The sequence below is a fragment of the Deltaproteobacteria bacterium genome (genome assembly GCA_019308905.1).
GTDB lineage: Bacteria > Desulfobacterota > BSN033 > WVXP01 > WVXP01 > JAFDHF01.
The window spans coordinates 22,101-45,025 of the sequence record JAFDHF010000008.1 but is presented as its reverse complement, the minus strand read 5'-3'; the positions used below and the strand labels follow the sequence as shown (position 1 = coordinate 45,025).

Here is a 22,925-nt window from a genome sequence, read left to right as displayed (position 1 = left end):
GAGGGTTTGGGTCACGAACCTGTTGCCTCCTCTTGCCTGGCGCTCCTATCTTCAATCAGTTCTACGTCAAGACCGAGGCTTTGAAGCTCTTTGACCAGCACATTGAAAGACTCGGGCAGCCCGGGCTCCAGGACGTGCTCGCCCCTGACAATGGCCTCGTAGGCTCGCGTTCTTCCTCCCACATCGTCGGATTTCACGGTGAGAAACTCCTGTAGTGAATGGGCGGCTCCATAGGCCTCGAGGGCCCAAACCTCCATTTCTCCAAGCCGCTGGCCGCCGAACTGGGCCTTCCCACCCAGCGGCTGCTGGGTTACCAGTGAATAGGGTCCGATGGACCGTGCGTGGATCTTCTCGTCCACCAGGTGATGGAGCTTGAGCAGGTACATGTAACCTACGGTCACCTTCTGGTCGAACTGCTCCCCTGTTCTGCCGTCGTAGAGAACCGTCTGGCCGGTGATCGGGAGATCGGCCTTCTTGAGGGTTTCCTTGATATCATCTTCGGAAGCGCCGTCAAAAACCGGGACCGACATGTAGACGCCTTCGCCGATCTTTCTGGCCAGCTCGATGATCTCGTCGTCGCTCTGCCTGTCGACGTATTCGTCGACCTCCTTGGATTGGTAGATCGACTTGATCTGCTTCCTCAACGCATCCGGGCTGTAATTCTCCTCCAGAAACCGCTGGATCTGCCAGCCCAGCCCCTTGGCTGCCCATCCGAGATGAGTTTCAAGGATCTGCCCCACATTCATCCTGGAAGGTACACCAAGGGGATTCAAGACGACCTCGACGGGCGTTCCGTCCTCGGTGAAAGGCATGTCCTCCTCGGGCAGTATGCGGGAGATTATCCCCTTGTTACCGTGTCTTCCGGACATCTTGTCCCCCACCGAGAGCCGGCGCTTGATGGCGACGTAAACCTTGACCGTCTTGATGACCCCGGGTGGCAGTTCGTCTCCTAGTCTGAGTTTGGCGATCTTCTCCTCGAATCTCTCCCTCACACGATCGATCTGAATCTCTGCACCCTCCAGGATGTCTCTCAGTCTCGCCGTAACCATCTCGTCCGCCACGGGGACTTCCACGAGCCGGCTGGTGGGTATGGACTTGAGCATTTCTGCCGTGATCTTCTTGTGGGCCTCAGCGAGGACAGCTCCGCTCTTGGGATCGATGACAGGAGCCGTCAGCTTCTTGCCCAAGAGGAGCCGCTCCATCCTCCTCCTGGCGCTCTCATTGATGATTCGGATCTCATCGGACTGATTCTTCAGGAGCTTGGCCCGTTCCTGGTCTTCTATGGCCTTGCTTCTTTCGTCCTTCTCCACCCCCTTTCTGGAGAAGACCTTGGCATCGATCACGATGCCCTCTATGCCGTGAGGGACCCGGAGGGATGTATCCCGCACATCCCCGGCCTTTTCTCCGAATATAGCCCTGAGCAGTTTTTCCTCTGGAGAGAGTTGGGTCTCCCCCTTTGGAGTGACCTTGCCGACCAGGATATCACCGGGGGCGACTTCGGCGCCGATCCGGATGATCCCGCTTTCGTCGAGGTCCTTCAACGCCTCTTCGCCCACGTTGGGGATATCACGAGTGACTTCCTCCTTGCCGAGTTTAGTGTCTCTCGCCGTGCATTCAAGCTCTTCGATATGGATCGAGGTGTAGGCATCATCTTTCAGCAGCTTCTCGCTGAGGAGGATGGAGTCCTCGAAGTTGTAGCCTCCCCACGGCATGAAAGCCACCAGGACGTTTCTCCCCAGGGCCAGCTCACCGTTATGGGTTGCGGGGCCGTCCGCAATGATCTGGCCTGCCTTGACTCGATCTCCCTTGGAGACGATGGGTTTCTGATTCATGCAGGTGTTCTGATTGGACCGTTGGTACTTTACGAGGTTGTAGTTGTCCACCCCCGGGTCTGTGTCGTCAGATACCTGATCGCAGCGGACAACGATCCTTGAGGCATCAACCTCCTCCACGATTCCGCCCCGTTTTGCCACCACAGTCACCCCTGAATCTCTGGCCACAACCTTCTCCATTCCAGTTCCCACCAGTGGGGCCTCGGCTACGAGAAGAGGAACCGCCTGGCGCTGCATGTTGGATCCCATAAGGGCTCTGTTGGCGTCGTCGTGTTCCAGAAAAGGGACAAGAGAAGTGGCCACGCTTACCAGCTGTTTCGGAGAGACGTCCATGAAATCGACCTCTTCGGGCTTCACCATGGCAAATTCCCCACCCTTTCTCGCAGAGACGAGTGGATTGAGGAATCGTCCCTCTTCGTCCAGCGGGGCGTTGGCCTGGGCGATGACCGCCTTCTCCTCATCCAGGGCAAAGAGGTAGCGGATCCGGTTTGTCACCCTTCCGTCCAACACCTCCCTGTATGGGGTTTCTATGAATCCGTAATCGTTAATCCTGGCGTAGGTGCTCAGTGAAGTGATGAGCCCGATATTGGGTCCCTCGGGTGTCTCGATCGGGCAGATCCGGCCGTAGTGGGTGGGATGGACGTCCCGTACTTCGAAACCCGCCCGCTCCCGGGTCAGGCCACCAGGGCCCAGGGCACTCAGCCTCCGCTTGTGGGTGATCTCCGACAGAGGGTTGGTCTGGTCCATGAACTGTGAAAGCTGGCTGCTTCCGAAGAACTCCTTAATTACTGCCGAAAGCGGCTTCGAGTTGATCAGGTCGTGGGGCATGAGAGTCTCGATCTCCTGGAGGCTCATTCGTTCCCGAATGGCCCTTTCTATTCGCACGAGACCTATATGATACTGGTTCTCCAGGAGTTCCCCCACGGTGCGGACTCGCCGGTTTCCGAGATGGTCTATATCGTCCACACTCCCATGACCGTCCTTCAGGTTTATGAGGTAACGGACCACCTCGAGTATGTCCTCCCGTCTGAGAACCGTTTGATCCTCAGGCACCCCTTTCAACCCCAACTTGTAGTTGAGTTTCATCCTGCCGACCCGGGAGAGATCATACCGTTCCGGGTTGAAAAAGAGATTGTAGAAAAGGGTGGTGGCCGTCTCCAGGGTGGGTGGATCCCCGGGACGGAGACGGCGGTAGATTTCTACGATGGCCTTCTCCGTTTCTTTTTGGGTGGGGAGTTTTCCCGGTTCCGTCTCGGCCAGCCGCTCTTTCTCCTGCCTTGTGAGGGAGAGCTTGTCGAGAACAAGAGTGTCTCTCAGAGAGGAGCTCACCGTGATATTGTCTATGAAGAGGATCTCGAATTCCGGTACGTTTCGTGTCTTGAACTCCTGGAGGAGCTTCTCGGTGACGGGTTCGTTGCATTCGGCGATCAGCTCTCCTGTGTCAGGATCGAAGACGTCGTCTGCCAGGTACTTGTCGATGAGATCCGATTCCCCTACGACCAGAGTTGTGATGCCGGCGGCCTCGAGTTTCTTGGCCATGGCCTTGTTGATTTTCCGGAGCTTCTTGACGATCACCTGATTGGTCTTTGGATCGACGATATCGACTGCGGATCTCTGCCCTTCGAGAAGATCGAAAGAGATATCCTTGACGAACCTTCCCTCCTCGATGTGGATCTTCTCCCGGCGGTAAAAGTAGTCGAGCAGCTCTTTGGCCGAATACCCCAGGGCTCTGAGGAGAACCGTCACGGGGAGTTTTCTTCTCCTGTCGATTCGGACGTAGAGTATGTCCTTGGAATCGAATTCAAAGTCGATCCACGAGCCCCTGTACGGAATGATCCGGGCGTAGTAAAGGGGTTTGCCGCTGCTCTTGCCCTGGTCGTGGTCGAAGAAGACGCCGGGTGACCGGTGGAGCTGGCTGACGATGACCCTCTCGGTACCGTTGATGATGAAGGTCCCGTTCTCTGTCATGAGAGGGATCTCCCCGAAGTAGACCTCCTGCTCCTTCATCGCCTTGATGTCTCGCCTGCCTGTTTCATCATCGATGTCGTAGAGCACGAGGCGAAGGGTCACCTTTATGGGTGCCGCGTAGGTAGCGCCCTTCAGGACGCATTCGTCCACGTCGTACTTGGGTTCTCCCAGGCGGTAGCTGACGAACTCCAGGGAGGCGGTATCGTAGAAATCCGTAATAGGGAAGACATTCCTGAATACCCCTTGCAGCCCGGTGTCTTCCCTTTGTTCGGGAGGTCGATCGTGTTGGAGAAACTTACTGTACGACCTGGTCTGGATATCGATCAGATTGGAGATACCCACGACCTCCTTGATTTTTGCAAAATCTTTTCTGAGATTCTGGCCATTCTCGATTGACATAGTAACCCCTTAACCCCCTTGTTTTTCCTCTTGGGGACACCCCACAGGTTGGCAGGGATTCACATCCAAGCTGTTTGACCTCATTTGATTTCCACGGTGCCGCCCGCGTCTTCGAGTTTCTTCCTCACCGTCTCGGTTTCCTCCTTGGATATTCCCTCCTTGACGGCTTTGGGTACTCCCTCTACGAGATCCTTGGCCTCCTTGAGACCGAGGCCCGTGAGTTCTCTCACGGCCTTGATCACCTGGATCTTCTTGTCGCCATACCCGGTCAGGATCACATCGAATTCGGTCTTCTCCTCCTTGGGGGCAGCCTCAGCCGTCCCGGCCGCAGCAACGGCACCTGCGACCATCGGTGCCACTGGGGTGACCCCGAACTCCTCTTCGAGTTCCTTGACGAACTCCGAGAGTTCGAGAACCGTCATGTTCTTTATGAAGTTCTTCACATCTTCTCTTGTCAGCTCTGCCATGCCTCTCTCCTTTTTCATGCTGGGTATTTAGTTGCCGGTTCACCGCACCAGTCAGGACCGTCTCTTCCGCCGGGACCGGGAGAGCGGCCTACTGTTTTTGCAGGCTTATCGCATTCAGTACGAGAAGGAGTCTCTGTGGAATCTGAGAAAGGACGGTGACCACACGGGTCGGACCAGCACTGAGGACCGACATCAGCCGCCCTAGCAGAACCTCTCGACTCGGGATCTCGGCCAGTTTCTTGATCTCCTCTCGGTCGAGCAGCCTCCCTTCGACCATTCCCCCCTTGATCTCGAGCTTGGGTTGCTTCTTATTGAATCCCTCGAGGGTCTTTACAGGGGCCAAGGGATCGTCATACGAGAAGGCGAGGGCCGTCGGGCCGTTTATCTCGCTGGCGAGAGGTTCGAGGTCGGTATTCTTGATGGCGAGTTTGATCAATGCATTCTTCACGACACGGTAGTTCACGGAGGCCTCTCTGAGCTGGCTGCGGAGAAGAGTCATCTCTTCCACGTTCAGCCCCCGGTAATCGGACAGAACCGCAGCCTTAACGCCTTTGAGCGCCTCCTGTAATTCCTCGACGATTCTTTCCTTATCTCTTCTCAGCAAAGGTGATTCCTCCTTACTATCGGCTCATTTCAGCAGATTCCGAGCTTCCAGGGGATCGACCCTTATGCCCGGGCCCAGGGTGCTCGAAAGGGCGATCCCTTTGAGGTATACGCCCTTACTAGTGGGCGGTTTTGCCCGCATGACCACCTCCAAGAGGGACCGGGCGTTCTCCATGAGCTTGTCGACTCCGAAGGAGACCTTTCCCAATGGGGCATGGACGATACCCGCCTTTTCCACCCGAAATTCCACCTTCCCGGCCTTGATCTCCTTTACCGCTCTGGCCACGTCGAAAGTCACCGTGCCGACCTTTGGGTTGGGCATGAGCCCCCTCGGTCCCAGGATCTTTCCCAATCTTCCGACCTGGCCCATCATGTCCGGTGTGGCCACTGCCTTGTCAAAGTCGAGCCATCCCCCCTGGATTTTTTCCACAAGGTCTTCGGCACCGACGAAGTCGGCCCCGGCCTCTTCGGCTTCCTTCGCCTTCTCTCCCTTGGCAAACACCAGGACACGGCTGGTCTTTCCAGTCCCATGGGGCAGCACCACTGTGCCTCGTACCATCTGATCCGCCTTCCTGGGATTCACTCCGAGTCGGATGGCGATATCTACGGTCTCATCAAACCGGGCATAGCTCGTTTCCGTTGCCAGTCGGATCGCTTCTTCGAGGCCGTACTTCTTTGTTCGATCGACTTTCTGCCTTGCTTCCAAGTACTTTTTCCCTTTTTTCCCCATGGCTCCCTACTCAATCTCGATGCCCATGCTGCGGGCTGTTCCCTCGATGGTTCGAATCGCTCCCTCCAGATCGACCGCGTTCAGATCGGGAAGCTTGACCCTTGCAATCTCCTCGATCTGGCTCCTCGTTATCTTGCCCACCTTGGTACGGTTCGGTTCACTGGAACCCTTGGCGATCTGGGCTGCCTTTTTCAGAAGGATGGAGGCCGGCGGCGTCTTGGTGATGAAGGTGAAAGACCGATCCGAGTAAACGGTGATCACCGCAGGAATAATCGTCCCCTCCTGCCCCTGAGTCTTGGCATTGAAGGCCTTACAGAACTCCATGATGTTGACCCCGTGTTGGCCCAAGGCAGGCCCGACCGGTGGCGATGGATTTGCCTGCCCCGCAGGGATCTGCAGTTTGATCATGCCGATAATCTTCTTTGCCATTCTGGATCTCCTGATCGAGTCGCGCCCTAGCTCTTCTCGATTTGTACAAAATCGAGTTCCACCGGAGTAGCTCTGCCGAAGATTGAGACCAGGACCTTGACCTTCCTTTTTTCCGGTCTTACCTCTTCCACGGTACCGACGAAATTCACGAAGGGGCCGTCGATGACTCTGACCGTATCGCCTGCCGAGAAAGAGACCTTCGGTTTGGGTTTGGAAACGCCTTCCTTGATTTGGGCTATCACCCCCTCCAGTTCCTTTTCCGAGATCGGGGTCGGCCGTGTACCATGCCCGGCGAATCCCGTGACCTTAGGGGTCCCCTTGACGATGTGCCAGGTCTCGTCGTTCAATTCCATCTTGACGAGAATGTAACCCGGAAAGATCTTTCTCTGAGACGTGCGTCGTTTCCCCTTGACCAGTTCCACCACCGTTTCGGTGGGGACCAGGATCTCGTCGAAAAAGGCGGACTGGCCGAAGTTCTTTACCCGTTCTTCCAGGCTGGCCTTGGCCTTGTTCTCATAGCCTGAATACGTATGGACCACATACCAGTTTTTTGCCATGGCGGACTCTATGCGGATTCCTTTTCTATCGCCGTTGATTTGAAGAAGGATTATAAGACCAACCGAACCAGGCGTGATAGGCCCATGTCGACAATCCCGAGGAAAAAGCCGAAAATGAAGACGGAGATCAAAACAACGATGGTGGCATATATGGTGTCCTTTCTGGAGGGCCATGTAACCTTCTTTAGCTCGACTTTGACCTCTCTCAGGAACTGCTTGATTGCCTCGAATCGACTCATCACGGTTTTCCTAACGAAGTGATTTGGCAGGCCAGGAGGGATTCGAACCCCCAACTTCCGGATTTGGAGTCCGGCGCTCTAACCGTTAGAGCTACTGGCCTACAAACGGGGTTTCTATGATCCAACCACTGACCCTTCACTCGGGTCGCCCTCTGAATCTCCGGGAAACCCTACTTGGTCTCCCTGTGGACCGTGTGTCTCCGGCAGAATCGGCAGTACTTCTTGAACTCCAGGCGGTCGGGCGTGGTTCGTTTGTTCTTGGTGGTAGTGTAGTTGCGCCTCTTGCACTCTGTACATGCCAAGGTCACGATGTTTCTCATTTCCGCTCCCCAAACACCTGGTAACGCAAGCCCAATACGGAGACCAGACCCAAAGGGTCACCGTTCGACCGCCCTCACGGATGGCAAAACGCAGCTCCTTCTCCATGGCTATGGGCGTGATCAACTCAACCGAAATCGAGACATTGTCCCCGGGCATCACCATCTCCACCCCCTCGGGCAATGACACCACACCCGTCACATCCGTGGTCCGAAAATAAAACTGCGGCCGATACCCATTGAAAAACGGCGTGTGCCGACCCCCCTCCTCCTTGGTCAATATGTACGTCTCCGCCTTAAACTTCCGATGAGGCGTTATGCTGCCAGGCTTGGCCAATACCTGACCACGCTCCACCTCATCACGCTTCACACCACGCAACAATACCCCTATGTTGTCCCCAGCCTGACCCTCATCCAATGTCTTGCGAAACATCTCCACCCCTGTACATACCGTCTTCACCGTCGGCCTAAACCCTACTATCTCAACCTCCTCCCCTACCTTTATCCGACCCCGCTCCACTCGACCAGTCACCACCGTCCCTCGACCAGATATCGAAAAAACATCCTCTATAGGCATCAAAAACGGCTTGTCCACATCCCGCACAGGCTCCGGTATATACGTGTCCACCGCCTCCATCAACTCCCATATACACCGATACTCAGGCGCACCATCCCAATCCGTAGACCCACTCTCCAACGCCCGTAACGCACTACCACGTATAATCGGTATCTCATCCCCAGGAAACTCATACCCAGATAATAACTCCCTTACCTCCAACTCCACTAAATCCAATAACTCCTCATCATCCACCATGTCCACCTTGTTCAAAAATACCACTATCGATGGTACCCGTACCTGCTTGGCCAACAATACATGCTCCCGAGTCTGCGGCATAGGACCGTCCGCCGCCGATACCACCAATATCGTCCCATCCATCTGAGCAGCACCAGTTATCATGTTCTTTATGTAATCCGCATGCCCAGGACAGTCTATGTGCGCATAATGCCGCCTCTCAGTCTCATACTCCACATGCGCTATCGCTATCGTTAACCCCCGCTCCTTCTCCTCAGGCGCCTTGTCTATCTGCTCAAACGCCATATACTCGTTATCGCACTCGTCAACGTCGTCTTACCATGATCCACATGCCCTATCGTCCCTATGTTGATGTGGGGCTTGCTCCGCACAAACTTCGCCTTCGCCATTGGAAATCCTCCTTAAAAACAAAGCTTGGGCTGGGGATGAGTCGAGCAAGTCAGAAGCTCTTGCCCGCAAAGAATAAGAGCCCACGATCGGGATTGAACCGATGACCTCTTCCTTACCAAGGAAGTGCTCCACCACTGAGCTACGTGGGCAGCTCTCGGTCTCCCTAACCCGCGCTCGACCGCCTCTGACGCAAGCGGGCCCGCCCGCGGATGGGTCAGAGAATAGGTCCTGCACGAGTGAAAGACCGGCGACCAAAAGGAGACGCCCGAACCCGTGCGCACCTCAACTCTTGGAGCGGGAAACGGGGCTCGAACCCGCAACCCTCAGCTTGGAAGGCTGATGCTCTTCCAATTGAGCTATTCCCGCACACGCCAAGGAACTATTACTGATCTGGAAAATTAGTTGCTGTTTCAAATAGATGCAACCACTGGTGGAGAGGGGAGGATTCGAACCTCCGAAGGCGTTGCCAACAGATTTACAGTCTGCCCCCTTTGGCCGCTCGGGAACCTCTCCAGTGCAAAAATATATTATATTACCAAATTCCCGGGAAATCAATACCTCGTTGGGTCACTTTCCGAGAATTCTGCTCTTTTTGGCAGAAAAAAGCACGCTCCCTCACTCCGTCTTCGACTGTCAAGCGCCGGGATCGTCTCGGTCTTTCTTATCTTACCAAAAAACAGCGGATCTTGCCAACGCCGGGTAAATGTGTTAGCCTCATCCTTGGTTCCAGTCACCGGGCGATGATTCAAACGTATCATCTATACAAAACCTACCCAGGCGGCATCACGGCGCTGTCGGACATCAATATCAAAATCGAAAGGGGTGAGTTCGTCTTTCTCACCGGACCCAGCGGAGCGGGCAAGAGCACTCTCCTCAAGTTGCTTTTTTGCCAGGAAAAGCCCTCGGCTGGCGAGATCCTGGTGGATGGGATAAACGTCTCCAAGATCGATGGGAGAAGGATTCCCATGCTTAGGAGGCGTATAGGGATGATTTTTCAGGATTTCAAGCTCCTCAATCACAAAACCATCTTCGAGAACATCGCCTTTGCTCTGGAAATCCTCGGCTATAGCAAGAAGGAGATAAAGCGGAGGGCATGGCAGGCTCTCCGCCTCGTAGGACTCCATGAGAAGATGGACGTCTTGCCCCTGAGGATTTCCGGGGGGGAGCAACAGAGGGTTGCCATCGCCCGGGCCCTGGTAAAAGATCCCCCTCTCATCCTCGCCGATGAACCCACGGGGAATCTCGACCCTGAACTGACGTCGGATATCATCAACATGCTGATGCTCCTCAACACAAAGGGAACCACGGTTGTTGTGGCCACCCATGACACCGACCTTATCCAAAGGTACCGCAAGAGGGTTGTTCTATTGTCTCAGGGAAAGATCGTTCACCCGGGAACAGCCGAATCGCGGAAGCCGGTTCGGCTGTGACAGTCTCGAGATCTCATGGCACTCTACAGGCTAACGAGTTCTTTCAGAAGGGGCTTTCAGTTGATCCGCCAGAACGCGGTCATCAACGTCATGGCTGTGGGAACGGTGGCACTCTCGTTCCTGATCTTTTCGGCCTTTTTCCTGATTTTTCAGAATCTCAACGGTTTTCTCGAGGCCTGGGAAAAGAGGATTCAGATTATCGCCTACCTGGCCGATGATCTGGGGGCGAAGAGAATCGAAGAAATCCGTGTCGCCCTCGTCGACATGCCCGAGATCGAGAGTGTCCGCTTTGTGTCAAAAGAGGAGGCCATGGCCATCGTGAAGAAGCATCTCGGCAGTCAGGGGCGTATCCTGGATGCCCTCACGCCCGGTGTTCTGCCGGCCTCCTTCGAAATCCGGCTGGAGCGCCCTTACCGGAACTCCGACCAAGTCCGGCGCCTGGCGTCGCGTCTCAAGGATACCGGCGGGATTTCCGACATCCAGTACGGCCAGCAGTGGATCGACCGATTTTCGGTTTTCGTGGATGTCTACCGGTTTTCGACCCTTTTGCTCGGCCTTCTCCTCTCCGTGGCTATCGCCTTTATCGTGTCGAATGCCATCAGGCTTTCCATTTACTCCCGCCGGGAAGAACTGGAGATCATGAGACTGGTGGGGGCGACCACGGGCTTTATCAAGGTTCCCTTCTACGTGGAGGGAGGGCTACAAGGCCTCATGGGTTCGTCCGTCTCCCTGGGCATACTCTTTCTCCTCTACCTGCTCTTTCTTTCCGAACTTTCCAGGAAGCTGCAGTTTTACGGTCTCTTCATGGATATCCGGTTCCTTACGCCCGGGGCCGTCGTCTCCATCATCACAGGCGGCGGCTTGCTGGGGTTTCTCGGCAGCTTCTTCTCACTGGTGAGACTCAAGGAGAACTGAAGGTATGAGGAAGGGAGTTCTCGCAGTCACGGCCGTAATTCTTACCCTCTCCTTTGGAATAGGTCTTGCAGAGGAATCGGATCGCCGGGCCGTCGGGGCCAAGCATCGCTACAAGAGAGTCATCAGAGAGATCGAGATCCAGAGGAAAAAACACGAGGATCTGCGAAAACAGGAGAAATCCCTTCTCGACCACCTGGATCGGTTGGCTTTCATGCGGAACCGTAAGAACATGGAACTCAAATCCCTTCAAAGACAGCGCCTGGAGATAGAGAAAGCCATCCGGTTGCGGGAAAAGGAGATGAGGGGTCTGACAGAGGGTATTTCTCTTACCAGGAAGCGGATCGAAGCGAGGGTGGTGGCTCTTTACAAGATGTCCAAGCTCGGTCCCTGGGCTTTTCTCCTCTCGGCCGAGAATTACGGGGATTTTCTCCGTATGTTTGCCTTTCTCAATTCAATGATCGGCCACGACTTTCGGCTTCTAACCACCTTTGATACCCAGCTGGCCCGCAAGGAAGCCCTTCAGAGGAGGCTGGCAGCGAACTGGGAGGACCTCGCGAACAAGCAGGTAGCGGTTTCCAGAAAGAAGCGAGAGATCGAGGCGCTCCAGCAACAGGAGAAGAAAAGCCTCCGCAGGCTGAGAGCCGAGAAGTCCTCCTATGCCGCGTTGATCCGTGATTTGGAAGTGCAGGCGGAGAAACTCCAGGTGCTGGTCAAGAGACTCTCGAAAGAGAGGGGAGACGGGCTTGAGGAGGGGAGCGGTTTCGGGGCTCTGAAGGGCAGGCTCCCTGTACCTGTGGCGGGAAAGATCGACAGGAAGAAACAGGGGTGGTTCCGAGGGATTTCACTCAAAGCGCATCGAGGTGCTGTGGTGAGGGCTGTTTACAAAGGGCGTGTCGTCTATGCCGGCTGGTTCAAGGGATACGGGAATCTCCTGATCATCGACCATGGCAACAAGTATCATACCGTCATGGGCCATGCATCAGAGCTGCTGAAGGAAAAAGGTGACTGGGTTGAGGCAGGGGAGCCCGTGGCCAGGGTCGGAAGCACCGGTTCACTTGGGGGTTCGTCCCTCTACTTCGAAATAAGGCGCGGTGGCATCCCTGTGAACCCTCTCGGCTGGTTTTCGCCCAAGGACCGGTTGGCCCTGAAATAGGGGTAAAGAGAGGCATTCTCCGAGGTGGGGATCTTCTTCCGGGATGAATTGACAGGAGAGGACGACAGGAGGTAGATTGAAAAGACAGATCACGTGTGCAGGTAGGAGAGTGTAATGATTCGATTCAAGGAGTCTTCAAGACTGAGGTATGGGTTTCTGGTGATTCTTGTCTTCCTCATGGGTGTATCCCTCGGGCTGGTCAAGAGTCGTGGAGTCGGAGCCGTCACCGACGGGATTTATGAGAACCTGAAGGTCTTTACCGACGTTCTTTCGATCATTCAAAAGGATTATGTGGATGTTGAAAAGACCGACAGTCAAGCTCTGGTCTACGGGGCCATCAACGGGATGTTGGCTACCCTTGATCCCCATTCCTCCTTCATGCCTCCTGATGTGTTCAAGGAAGCACAGTTGGATACCAAGGGGAAGTTCGAGGGGCTGGGCATAGAGATCGAGATGAGGGACGGGGTTCTTACGGTCGTCGCACCTATCGAGGGAACACCGGCATGGAATGCAGGGATCAAGCCCGGGGATAAGATCCTGAAAATCGACGGTGAGCCTACCAAGAAGATGTCCCTTTTGGAGACCGTCCACAAGCTGAGGGGGCCGAAGGGAACCCGGGTAACGATCGCGATCATGCGGGAGGGATTCGACAAGCCCAGGGATTTTACTATTGAGAGGGGCGTCATTCCGATCAGGAGCGTTCGATCCGAGATTCTTGATGGGGGATACGGTTATATCAGGATTAGACAGTTCTCGGAGCGGACCGACCGGGAGTTCCGCCAGGCCCTGAGAAAATGGGAGAAGTCGATTCAGGGACCTCCCAAGGGATTGATCCTCGATCTTCGAGACAACCCCGGAGGATTGTTGGATCAGGCCGTCAAAGTGGCGGACCACTTCATCGAGTCGGGGGTGATCGTCTCCATCAGGGGGCGCCATCCGTCCAGCCGTTCTACCTATGGGGCGCATGCAAAAAGGACGGAGAAGAACTATCCCGTGGTCGTGCTCGTAAGCGACGGGAGTGCCAGTGGGTCGGAGATCGTGGCAGGGGCTCTCCAGGACTATCACAAAGCCGTCATTGTGGGGACCAGGACCTTTGGCAAGGCGACGGTACAGACCCTCTACCCTCTCAGGGACGGGTCAGGTCTCCGCTTGACGACGGGCCGCTATTTCACTCCCAACGGAAGAGATATTCAGGCAGAGGGAATAGAGCCTGATGTATTTCTTCCCCCTTTTGGTGCCAAGGAGAGGGCGGGAGAAAAGGGGGAGACGAAGCCCCAGCATTTCCTCGAAAAGGATCTTGAAGGGCATCTGGAACCGATCGGAGAGAGAAAGGAGAAGGCGGCGAAAAGGCGTGAGAATCCGGAGCTCGAGGAATTCATCGATCGGTTGAAGGCCGAGGTAAAAGAGACGGAGACCGACGGCCAGAAGTCCGTAGCCCTTCGGATATTGAGGAACTGGGGAACCTTTCAAACCTATCTCCACGGAAGTGAAGAGGCAAGCGGGTCTCCCTCCTGAGCCTCCTGGAGAGATGTACCCGGTCGGACCTGAATGGCCATCTTCCCGGTCTGGGTGGAAGGCCTGCCAGAGGGAGGCCGATGAAGGGTCAGTCAAAAGCATCGATCACCAGGAAGAGGGGGCCCACGAGGGCGAGGCCTAAGACCTCGAGGAAGCCCCCTTCCCGCCGAAAACCGAAAGGAGTGCAGAGGAGAGCGTGGTGGTTCGGCCTTGCTCTGGTCGTGGTCTGCCTGGCGGCAGGCTTCCTCCTCGGCCGGTTGATTTCTCCCCCGCCGACCAGGCCCCCTGTTCCTTCCCTTTCCGAGAGAATCCACCTCGTCGATCTCGCCCTTAAGAGTCAGTTCTACATGCTCGGTCTCTCGGAAAGAGACGTGGTGGCCCGCAAGTCACGATTTCACCAGAGGGACGGTGAGAAGTGGAGGCAAGTCACTACCACGATCCAGTTGCCCAGGCCCATTCCCTTCCAGAGGATTGTCTCGCGGCTCGACCGGGAGATATCGACCCTGGGAAGAGACTTCTCGGTGACCGGCAGGGAGGGGAAGGGGCTTCTCCAAGTCGAGGTACGTGTTCGTGACGCGGTGGTCCATAACCTCTTCTTTCGTGCGCCCAAGCTGGCAAAACCCGAGATACCCCCAAAGGGACGAGTGGCCATTGTCATAGATGATCTGGGGGAGAGAAGAAAGATCGCCATGGATTTTCTCAATCTCAACGTCCCTCTGAGTTTCTCCGTCTTTCCCTTTGCACGGCATTCCCGGGAGTTCGCCAGGGAAGCCACCAGGCGGGGAAGGGATGTCCTCCTACACCTTCCCCTGGAGCCCAAGGGATACCCGGAGCAGGACCCCGGCAAAGGCGGACTGCTTACCACAATGGGGAGGAAAGAGCTGGTTTCACAACTGGAGAAGGACCTGAGTGCGGTCCCTTATGTGAAGGGCGTCAACAACCATATGGGTTCGAAGTTCACCGAGGACCCCGAACTGATGCGCCTTGTGCTTGAAGATGTCCGCAGGAAGGGCCTCTTCTTTCTGGACAGCCGAACCACGGCGAAGAGTGTGGGATACAGTGTGGCTCGGCAACTCGGCTTGAGGACGGGGAGACGGAACGTCTTCCTTGACAACGAGAAGGACGTGGAGAGAATCAAGGCCAGAATTTCGGAACTGATCGAGCTGTCGATGAAAAACGGGGGAGCCATCGGTATCGGCCATCCCTATCCGGAGACCCTGGAGGCGATCCGCCAGTCTCTTCCCTCCATCAAGGAGAACGGGGTCAGGCTGGTTCCCGTCTCCTCTCTCCTGGAGTGAGCATTCCCGGACCTGCCTCGCACCTTCGAAGCACGCGTCTTGAAGCCTTTTGATTTCCAAGGATGTCTTTCGATCCTCGAGGGTTTCCCCAAGGTGTGAGGATTGCCCACCGCTCGGAAAGCTCCTCGGTGGACCTTGGCAAAGCCTTGGCCGCGGCCGCTCGCCGCGGGTTCTTGTCACATAAGAGCCCCTATCGAGGCTCTTGCCAGGGCAAGAACGGCGGAGGGGAAGATGCCCAGATAGATGACCCCTGCCACGGCAATGGTCACCCCCACCACTGCTGCCGGTGAGAAGGTAAGACCCGTGATCTCCCTTTCCGATTCTCGAAAATACATCAGAACCGTTACACGGAGGTAGTAGTAGACCGAAAGGGCGCTGTTCAGCACGCCGATCACGGCAAGCCAGTAAAACTTCGCCTTGACGGCGGCGCTGAATATGTAGAATTTCCCCATAAAGCCCGCCAAGGGGGGAATTCCGGCCATGGAGAGCATGAAGATCGTCATAGCTGCGGCCAGAAGGGGGTACTTGAACCCGATCCCGGCATAGTCGGCAATCAGGGTGTTCTCCTCGCCCTTCTTGCCCAGCAGGATCACCACCGTGAAGGCTCCGATATTCATGAATGCATAGGCGAGCAGGTAGAAGAGGATGCTCGAGGTTCCCAAGGCGTTTCCTGCCGTAAACGCCACCAGGATGTATCCGGCGTGGGCGATGCTGGAGTACGCCAGCATCCGTTTGATATTCGACTGAGAGACGGCTACGATGTTTCCCAGCGTCATGGTGGCTACGGAGAGAAGCCACATGATGGCGGTCCAGTCCGGCTGGAAGGGCCCGAGAGCCGAGAAGAAAACCCGGATGAGCCCGGCGAAGGCTGCGGCCTTCACCCCCGTGGCCATGAACGCGGTAATGGATGTGGGTGCGCCCTCGTAGACATCCGGCGTCCACATGTGAAAGGGAACCGTGGCGATCTTGAATCCAAACCCGATGGTCAGCAGGGCGATGCCTATGATCAGCATGGGGCTCCTGGCCTCCGTGCCCCTGGTGGACAGGTAGGAAGCGATCTCCTTGAGACCGAAGGATCCGGTGGAACCGTAAAGCAGGGCGGCACCGTAGAGGAAGAAACCAGTGGCAAAGGCGCCCAGAATGAAATACTTCATGGCCGACTCTACGGATCTCGGGTCCCGGCGGAGGATTCCAGCCAGGACGTATATGGAGATCGACATGGTTTCGAGGCCGAGAAAGATGGTAAGCAGGTTGGTCCCTGCTGCCATGAGCATCATCCCGGTGGTGGAGAACAGCACCAAGGCATAGTACTCTCCCATGGGGATGTCCTCTTGCTTCGTGTATCCGACGGAGATGAGGATCGTCAGCAGGCAGATGAGACCGAAGACCAGCTTGAAGAAAGCGGCGAAACTGTCCGCAGTGATCATGCCGTTGAAGCCGGACTGCGCCTTACCGAAGAGGGGGAGAGAAAAGCCCAGGGCCAGAATCACGCCGAAGAGGCTGATGTATCCGAGGTGGTCTTTACCCTCTTCTCTCGAGGAGGAAAAGACACTCACCAGCAGGACCAGCATGCCGAAAGCGGCTAGAATGATCTCCGGCATGATGATCCGAAAATTGATCTGCAGGCCTGAAAGATCCATCAAAAAATCCTCCCTTAGACTCCTATCGTTTCATCTCCCCTGCCAGCAGGGCCTTTGAGGGTGCCTGATCGACCGTGGCCTCGTACCTGCTCTTGACGTCCTTGATGAAATGGTCCACCGTGGCATCCATCTTCTGGAAGAACAGCCTGGGGTAGATCCCCATGAGGAAGATCATAATGACCATGGGAACCATGTAAGCGATCTCCCGTGGATTGAGGTCTTTGAGTTTCAGGTTCTCGGGGTTTCTTATCTGTCCGAACATGACTCTCTGAAACATCCACAGCATGTAAGCCGCTCCGAGAACGACCCCCGTGGCCCCGAGAACCCCGTATATCGTCTTGGCTTTGAAAGCCCCGAGAAGGATCAAGAATTCACCCACAAAACCGTTGGTCCCGGGCAGCCCGATGGATGACAGGGTGACTATCATGAAGATGGCTGCATAGACCGGCATAACCTTTGAGAGGCCGCCGAAATCGGCGATCATCCGCGTATGCCTTCTCTCGTAGATGATACCCACGATGAGAAAGAGGGAACCCGTGCTGATACCGTGATTCAGCATCTGGTAGACAGAACCCTGGACCCCCTGCATGTTTAAGGCGAACATTCCCAGCATCACATAACCCAGATGGCTGACACTCGAGAAGGCCACCAGGCGTTTCAGATCATCCTGCATCATGGAAACGAGGGCACCGTAGATGATTCCCACAAGGGCGAGTGCACAGACCAGGGGGAGAAACCTCATAGCAGCGCTGGGAAACAGGGGGATGGCGAATCGGATGAAACCGTAGGTCCCCATCTTCAGGAGGACACCCGCCAGGATGACACTCCCGGCGGTGGGAGCCTCTGTGTGCGCGTCGGGCAACCACGTGTGGAAGGGAAACATGGGAACCTTGATGGCAAAGGCGAGAGCGAAGGCGCCGAAGAGCCAGTATTGGGCGCCCAGGGGCACGCCGAACTTGTAGAGTTCCAGCAGATCGAAGGTGTAGTTTCCGGTGGCCTTGCCGTGGATGAAATAGAGGGCGAGGATGGCCACCATCATCAGGACACTTCCTGCCATTGTATAGAGGAAGAATTTGACGGCAGCGTAAATCCTCCTTCTCGGGTCGCCCCAGACACCGATGAGAAGGTACATGGGGATGAGCATGACTTCCCAGAATATGTAGAACAGGACGAGATCGAGAGCTACCAGGGCGCCTACCATTCCCGTCTCGAGAAAGAGGAAGGAGATCATGAATTCCTTGACCCGCGTCTGGATCGCACTGAAGGCGCTCAGGACGCAGAGAACCGTAAGAAATGTTGTCAGAAGCACCAGCAGAAGGCTGATCCCGTCGATGCCCAGGTGATAGGTGATGCCGTAGCTTTCAATCCATGGAAGAACCTCCTGGAATTGCATCTGGTGGGTGGAGTTTTCAAAGAGAAAGAACAGGGGAAGGGAGAGGATGAACTCTCCGAGGGAGAACATGAGGGCGACCGTGCGGAGGGCCGGATGGTTCTCCTTGTCTATGAAGAGAAGGATGACGGCACCGACGATGGGAAAGAAAGTCACCACAGTGAGAATGGGAAAACCTTCCATTGGTTTTTACTCCTTGTTGAATTCACCCGCAGCCGATCGGTCTCCATCCGTCCGGGATCGCTTCCCCGATATTCGGAGGGTGCCGGGTGCCCCCGAAGAATCCCGGCGCCCGGAACCGGCCTGATTTTGCACAAAGCCCATTTCGCCTCTGACCGCAACAAGCGGGACTACGGTCAGAAGAATATGACACGGATCACATAGTATCCCATGACCACCACCCCCCCCACGACCATGGAGAGGGCATAGCTCTGGACGAGCCCGTTTTGGAGCCTCCGCATGAGATCGCTCAGGATCCGGATTACATAAGCCACACCGTTTACCGCCCCGTCGATGAGGAAGGTGTCCACCCCTTTCCACAGTCCTCTGCCGAGGCCCTTGAGAGAATCGATGAAGAGGACCTCGTAGATCTCATCGACGTAGTACTTGTTCAGAACGAGTCGGTAGAGTCGCTGCCAGCTTGCCACGAACCGCTCCACCAGCACGGGCTTCGCCATGTACAGGAGATAGGCAACGGCCAGCCCTACAAGGGCGATCCCCACCGAGAGAGCCATGAGAGTGTATTCCGTAGGGTCGACAGGGGGATGTGCCGATACGAGTCCGTGCTTGGCCAATTCCGCCGTACTCTGATTGGAGGCGAGAAGTAGGTGGATTTTGGCGGCTGCAGAACCACCGGTCTCGGGGGAGGTTCTGATTGCGGTGGAGAGGAACTCATGGAACCGATTTGCCCCCTTCAGGGCATGGGGAATACCGATCCATCCTCCTGCGATCGACAGTGCTGCCAGGATCATCAGAGGGACCGTCATGATCCTGGGGGATTCATGAATGTGCTTCTTCACCTCTTGGGGGGCGCGGCACTCCCCGAAAAAAGTCATAAATACCGCACGGAACATGTAGAAGGAGGTCATACCCGCGGCAACAAACCCGATTGCCCAGAGTAGACGGTTCTGTTGGAAAGCCTGCCAGAGGATCTCGTCCTTGCTGAAGAAGCCCGAGAAAGGGGGGAAACCCGAAATGGCGAGAGTAGCGATGAGGAAGGTCCAGAAGGTGATCGGGGTGAGTTTCCTCAATCCCCCCATCTTTCTCATGTCGAGCTCACCGCTCATGGCATGCATGACACTGCCGGCGCCGAGAAAGAGGAGACCCTTGAAAAAGGCATGGGTCATGAGGTGAAAGATGCCCGCACTGTACGCCCCTACTCCCACCCCGAGGAACATGTAACCGAGTTGGCTGATGGTCGAATAGGCGAGAACCTTCTTGATGTCGTTCTGGGCGAAGCCGATTGAGGCCGCGTATATGGCCGTCAAAGCGCCTATGGTGGCGACGATGGCCATGGCGAGGGGCGCCATCTGATAGATCACGTGGCACCGGGCCACCATGTAAACCCCCGCGGTCACCATGGTGGCGGCATGGATCAGCGAGCTCACCGGTGTGGGGCCCTCCATGGCATCAGGCAGCCATACGTAAAGCGGGAGCTGAGCCGACTTGCCCACCGCGCCGACGAACAGGAGAACGGCTATGGTGGTGGCTGTTGAGGTCGTCAGGATCTCAGGGGCACGGTCGAAGACTTGGCTGAAATTGAGGGTTCCGAAGTGGACCACAAGTAAGAAGATGCCGAGAAGAAACCCGAAATCCCCCACACGGTTCACCACGAAAGCCTTCTTACCGGCATTGGAGGCAGAGTCCTTTTCGAACCAGAACCCGATGAGCAGATAGCTGCAGAGCCCCACCCCCTCCCATCCGACGAACATGAGGAGAAAACCGTTGGCCAGGACAAGATTGAGCATCATGAAGACGAAGAGGTTGAGGTAGGTGAAGTACCGTGGGTAACCGGGGTCTTCGTGCATGTACCCGATGGAGTAGACATGGATGAAGAAACTCACCCATGAGACCACCAGAGCCATAACGATGGAGAGGGCGTCGACCTGGTAACCGACGGCCACGCTCAACTGTCCGGAAAGGATCCAGGTGAAGATGTCCTTCTCAAAAAAACGGTCGGGTTGCTTCAGAAGGGCAAAAAAGAGGACCGACGAGAGGGCCGCCGACAGTCCGATAGCCGTGCAGGCTATTGGGCCCACGGCCTTCCGGTTCAACCGCCTTCCAAAGAGACCGTTGATAACGAATCCAATAGCAGGGAAGAGAGGTATCAGCCACACGAATTCAAGCATTGCCATCTCCTTGGAAAGAATCTCTCCTTTTTTTCCTGTCGCTCTCTTGCAGGTTCACTGCAGGACCGCCGCTACCACTTCATCAGATGAACCTCGTCTAGATGGATGGTCTTGCGTGTTCTATAGAGTTGCACAAAGATGGCCAGGCCGACGGCTGCTTCGGCGGCGGCCACGGCCATGACAAAGAACACGAACACGACGCCTTCCATGGAATCGAGGAAATGGGCAAAGGTGATCATGGTCAGATTGACGGAGTTGAGCATCAGTTCGATCGACATGAAGACGACTATGGCGTTTCTTCTGGTCAAGACGCCGATGGCGCCCACGGCAAACAACATGGCCCCCAGGATGAGATAAGCGGCTGAAGGGATGTGCGGTATGGTCATGGGTTACTCCTTTTCAGAGGGTCTCTTCTTGGTCAGTGCCACAGCCCCCACAATGGCCGCCATCAAGAGAACCGAGACGATCTCAAAAGGGAGGAGATAGTCGGTGAAAAGCAACTTGCCGACGATCCTCACCGATCCCAGATGACTCAAAAGCTCGGGTGTATATCCGTCGCTGAGACCCCGGGCTCCACCGAAGACGGCGAAGAAAAGCCCCAACATGATGAGGAGAACGGTCAGTACCCCGACTCCCTTGGAAAACGAGATCTTAAGGGGCAGGCGGAGTTCCTCTTCGAGCTCCAGAAGCATTACCACGAAGACGATGAGCATCATTATGGCCCCCGCATAGACCAGAACCTGGATTATGGCGATGAAGGGGCTCTGGAGCAGGAAAAACAGCACGGCCGTGCAGAGTAGCGTAAGGATAAGGAATATGGCGGAATGGATAGGATTCTTGCGGGTCACCATGAGAACCGCGGCGAGAAGAGCCACAAAAGCCGTTCCCAGAAAGACGAGCCACTCAAAGAGGATGCTTATGTTCTGTGCAAACATGGAGAACCTCTGCTATCTATCGTTTTTCATCGGCGATTTACCATTTCCCACTGGTCATTTGCCAAGGGCCGTTGTTGAAGATCACGGGTTCAACTTCTTCTGATCCAGGAGAAAGGTCGTGTCAAAGATGAAGTCTGCCCTTTCGTGTCTGACGTATTCGTAGTTCTTTCCCAACCGAATCGCATTGACCGGGCAGATCTCCTCACAGAAGCCGCAGAAGATACAGCGGGTTCCGTCGATCTCATAAACCCTGGGAAACCTCCTGCCGTTTTCGTATACCTCGGCTTCGAGGTAGATGCAGTTGGAAGGGCACACGGCCTCGCAGAGACCGCAGGCCACGCACTTGGTCGAGCCGTCTTCTCTCCTTTCGAAGTAGTGAATCCCCCGCCATCGATCCGTCATTTCGATCTTTTCGTCCGGATACTGGATGGCAAAGGGCCTCGAAAAGAAATACTTGAGGGTTACGGCCAAGCCTTTGAGAAGTGGGATAATCATGGTCTTTCCTTTCCTATATTGCCACCTGCAGGCCCGGGGGCAACCCCTATTTGAACAGGAGCACCACACCCGTAACAAGCACATTTAGCAGAGCCAGGGGGAACATGAACTTCCAGCCGAACTTCATGATCTGGTCGTACCGCAACCTGGGATAGGTAGCTCGGATCCAGATGCAGACAAAGACGAGAACCGACACCTTTGCGAGGAACCAGATCCACCCCGGAATGAACGAAAGGGCCGGCACGACGGGAAGGAAGCCGCCCCAGAAGAGGGTGACGGCCACGGCCGGCATGATGATCATATGGGCATACTCGCTTATGAAATAGAGGGCAAACTTCATGCTGCTGAACTCGATGTTGAATCCGCAGGCCAGTTCCGATTCGGCTTCAGGCATGTCAAAAGGGACCCGGGCGAGCTCGGCCAGCCCCCCGACAAAGTAAAGCAGAAAGGCCACGGGCTGGAGAAAGACGTTCCAGTGCCAGAAACCGCCGCTCTGAGCCAGGACGATCTCTCTGAGGTTGAGTGTTTGGGAGATCATCAAGACGCCTATGACGGCCAGTCCGATGAAGACCTCATAACTGATCATCTGCGCCGCCGCGCGGAGAGCACCCGTGATGCCGTATTTGTTTCCCGAGGCCCAGCCTCCCAGTACCACTCCGAACTCCCCAATGGAGGCGATGGCGAAGATGTACAGCAGCCCTATGTCCACATCGGCTACCACCATCTTGATGACCCGGCCGGACTTGAGAACGAGGTCGTTGCCGAAGGGGATGACCGCTGCCAGGCAGAGCACCGAGATCACGGATACGGCAGGTGCCACCATGAAGACCATGCCGTCTGCCCTGGCCGGGACCAGGTCTTCCTTGAAAAAGGCCTTGATTCCATCGGCGATAGGCTGGAGGAGGCCGAAAGGACCGACGCGGTTGGGGCCGTATCGAACCTGTATGTGGCCGAGCACCTTCCTCTCAAAGAGGGTATTGTATGCGGTCATCAAAAGGAGAGCGACGAAGACCAACAGGCTCTTTGCGACAATCTCAATCAGCGTGTAAAGAAGCTCCATG

20 protein-coding genes, 4 tRNA genes and 1 pseudogene are annotated in these 22,925 nt (G+C 55.8%); 5 read left to right on the top strand and 20 right to left on the bottom strand.

Annotated features, from left to right (window positions below):
* Positions 1-11: 11 nt before the first annotated feature.
* The 13 genes and pseudogenes from rpoB to JRJ26_04795 all read right to left on the bottom strand — a co-directional run bounded on the left by rpoB (position 12) and on the right by JRJ26_04795 (position 9,258).
* Positions 12-4,199: a DNA-directed RNA polymerase subunit beta gene (gene rpoB, locus JRJ26_04855; GenBank protein ID MBW2056807.1), complete on the bottom strand. Its 4,188-nt coding sequence runs from the start codon at positions 4,197-4,199 to the stop codon at positions 12-14.
* Between the two features lie 80 nt (positions 4,200-4,279).
* Positions 4,280-4,657: a 50S ribosomal protein L7/L12 gene (gene rplL / locus JRJ26_04850; protein ID MBW2056806.1), complete on the bottom strand. Its 378-nt coding sequence runs from the start codon at positions 4,655-4,657 to the stop codon at positions 4,280-4,282.
* Positions 4,658-4,754: 97 nt separating this feature from the next.
* Complete coding sequence (gene rplJ, locus JRJ26_04845; GenBank protein ID MBW2056805.1) at positions 4,755-5,270, bottom strand: 50S ribosomal protein L10; 516 nt, start codon at positions 5,268-5,270, stop codon at positions 4,755-4,757.
* 24 nt (positions 5,271-5,294) lie between these two features.
* Positions 5,295-5,999 (bottom strand): 50S ribosomal protein L1, encoded by a 705-nt coding sequence (locus tag JRJ26_04840; protein MBW2056804.1) that lies wholly within the window; start codon positions 5,997-5,999, stop codon positions 5,295-5,297.
* 6 nt (positions 6,000-6,005) lie between these two features.
* Positions 6,006-6,428, bottom strand: a complete 423-nt coding sequence (rplK, locus tag JRJ26_04835; protein ID MBW2056803.1) for a 50S ribosomal protein L11 — start codon at positions 6,426-6,428, stop codon at positions 6,006-6,008.
* Positions 6,429-6,454: 26 nt separating this feature from the next.
* Positions 6,455-6,985 (bottom strand): transcription termination/antitermination protein NusG, encoded by a 531-nt coding sequence (gene nusG, locus JRJ26_04830; GenBank protein ID MBW2056802.1) that lies wholly within the window; start codon positions 6,983-6,985, stop codon positions 6,455-6,457.
* Between the two features lie 50 nt (positions 6,986-7,035).
* Positions 7,036-7,224 carry a preprotein translocase subunit SecE gene (gene secE / locus JRJ26_04825; protein MBW2056801.1) on the bottom strand — a complete coding sequence of 63 codons (189 nt, stop codon included), beginning with the start codon at positions 7,222-7,224 and terminating at the stop codon, positions 7,036-7,038.
* Between the two features lie 24 nt (positions 7,225-7,248).
* Positions 7,249-7,325, bottom strand: a tRNA-Trp gene (locus JRJ26_04820).
* A gap of 69 nt (positions 7,326-7,394) precedes the next feature.
* On the bottom strand, positions 7,395-7,544 hold the full coding sequence (gene rpmG, locus JRJ26_04815) for a 50S ribosomal protein L33 (protein MBW2056800.1): 150 nt from the start codon (positions 7,542-7,544) through the stop codon (positions 7,395-7,397).
* Between the two features lie 58 nt (positions 7,545-7,602).
* A pseudogene (gene tuf, locus JRJ26_04810) lies at positions 7,603-8,744 on the bottom strand (elongation factor Tu).
* Positions 8,745-8,822: 78 nt separating this feature from the next.
* Positions 8,823-8,894, bottom strand: a tRNA-Thr gene (locus JRJ26_04805).
* Between the two features lie 141 nt (positions 8,895-9,035).
* Positions 9,036-9,111 (bottom strand) — tRNA-Gly (locus JRJ26_04800).
* Between the two features lie 62 nt (positions 9,112-9,173).
* Positions 9,174-9,258 (bottom strand) — tRNA-Tyr (locus tag JRJ26_04795).
* A gap of 227 nt (positions 9,259-9,485) precedes the next feature.
* Here JRJ26_04795 and ftsE point away from each other — a divergent pair.
* The 5 genes from ftsE to JRJ26_04770 all read left to right on the top strand — a co-directional run bounded on the left by ftsE (position 9,486) and on the right by JRJ26_04770 (position 15,056).
* Positions 9,486-10,175: a cell division ATP-binding protein FtsE gene (gene ftsE, locus JRJ26_04790; GenBank protein MBW2056799.1), complete on the top strand. Its 690-nt coding sequence runs from the start codon at positions 9,486-9,488 to the stop codon at positions 10,173-10,175.
* A 15-nt stretch (positions 10,176-10,190) separates the two neighbouring features.
* The gene (locus JRJ26_04785; GenBank protein ID MBW2056798.1) at positions 10,191-11,090 is read left to right on the top strand and encodes an ABC transporter permease; all 900 of its coding nucleotides are present in this window, start codon (positions 10,191-10,193) and stop codon (positions 11,088-11,090) included.
* A 4-nt stretch (positions 11,091-11,094) separates the two neighbouring features.
* Positions 11,095-12,243: a peptidoglycan DD-metalloendopeptidase family protein gene (locus tag JRJ26_04780; protein MBW2056797.1), complete on the top strand. Its 1,149-nt coding sequence runs from the start codon at positions 11,095-11,097 to the stop codon at positions 12,241-12,243.
* Positions 12,244-12,420: 177 nt separating this feature from the next.
* Positions 12,421-13,758, top strand: coding sequence for a S41 family peptidase (locus JRJ26_04775; GenBank protein MBW2056796.1), 1,338 nt, complete (start codon positions 12,421-12,423; stop codon positions 13,756-13,758).
* A gap of 182 nt (positions 13,759-13,940) precedes the next feature.
* A complete protein-coding gene (locus tag JRJ26_04770) occupies positions 13,941-15,056 on the top strand; it encodes a divergent polysaccharide deacetylase family protein (protein ID MBW2056795.1) in 1,116 nt (371 codons plus the stop codon).
* Between the two features lie 176 nt (positions 15,057-15,232).
* On the opposite strand, the gene JRJ26_04765 is transcribed toward JRJ26_04770, so the two are convergent.
* From JRJ26_04765 to nuoH, 7 genes are all read right to left on the bottom strand, one after another.
* Entirely contained in the window at positions 15,233-16,696 is a 1,464-nt protein-coding gene (locus JRJ26_04765; protein ID MBW2056794.1) for an NADH-quinone oxidoreductase subunit N, read from the bottom strand.
* 22 nt (positions 16,697-16,718) lie between these two features.
* The gene (locus JRJ26_04760) at positions 16,719-18,269 is read right to left on the bottom strand and encodes an NADH-quinone oxidoreductase subunit M (protein MBW2056793.1); all 1,551 of its coding nucleotides are present in this window, start codon (positions 18,267-18,269) and stop codon (positions 16,719-16,721) included.
* Between the two features lie 173 nt (positions 18,270-18,442).
* The gene (gene nuoL / locus JRJ26_04755; GenBank protein ID MBW2056792.1) at positions 18,443-20,434 is read right to left on the bottom strand and encodes an NADH-quinone oxidoreductase subunit L; all 1,992 of its coding nucleotides are present in this window, start codon (positions 20,432-20,434) and stop codon (positions 18,443-18,445) included.
* A gap of 71 nt (positions 20,435-20,505) precedes the next feature.
* Entirely contained in the window at positions 20,506-20,820 is a 315-nt protein-coding gene (gene nuoK / locus JRJ26_04750; GenBank protein ID MBW2056791.1) for an NADH-quinone oxidoreductase subunit NuoK, read from the bottom strand.
* Between the two features lie 3 nt (positions 20,821-20,823).
* On the bottom strand, positions 20,824-21,369 hold the full coding sequence (locus tag JRJ26_04745; protein MBW2056790.1) for an NADH-quinone oxidoreductase subunit J: 546 nt from the start codon (positions 21,367-21,369) through the stop codon (positions 20,824-20,826).
* Positions 21,370-21,450: 81 nt separating this feature from the next.
* Positions 21,451-21,864: an NADH-quinone oxidoreductase subunit NuoI gene (gene nuoI, locus JRJ26_04740; protein MBW2056789.1), complete on the bottom strand. Its 414-nt coding sequence runs from the start codon at positions 21,862-21,864 to the stop codon at positions 21,451-21,453.
* A 46-nt stretch (positions 21,865-21,910) separates the two neighbouring features.
* A complete protein-coding gene (gene nuoH, locus JRJ26_04735) occupies positions 21,911-22,924 on the bottom strand; it encodes an NADH-quinone oxidoreductase subunit NuoH (GenBank protein ID MBW2056788.1) in 1,014 nt (337 codons plus the stop codon).
* Position 22,925 lies beyond the last annotated feature (1 nt).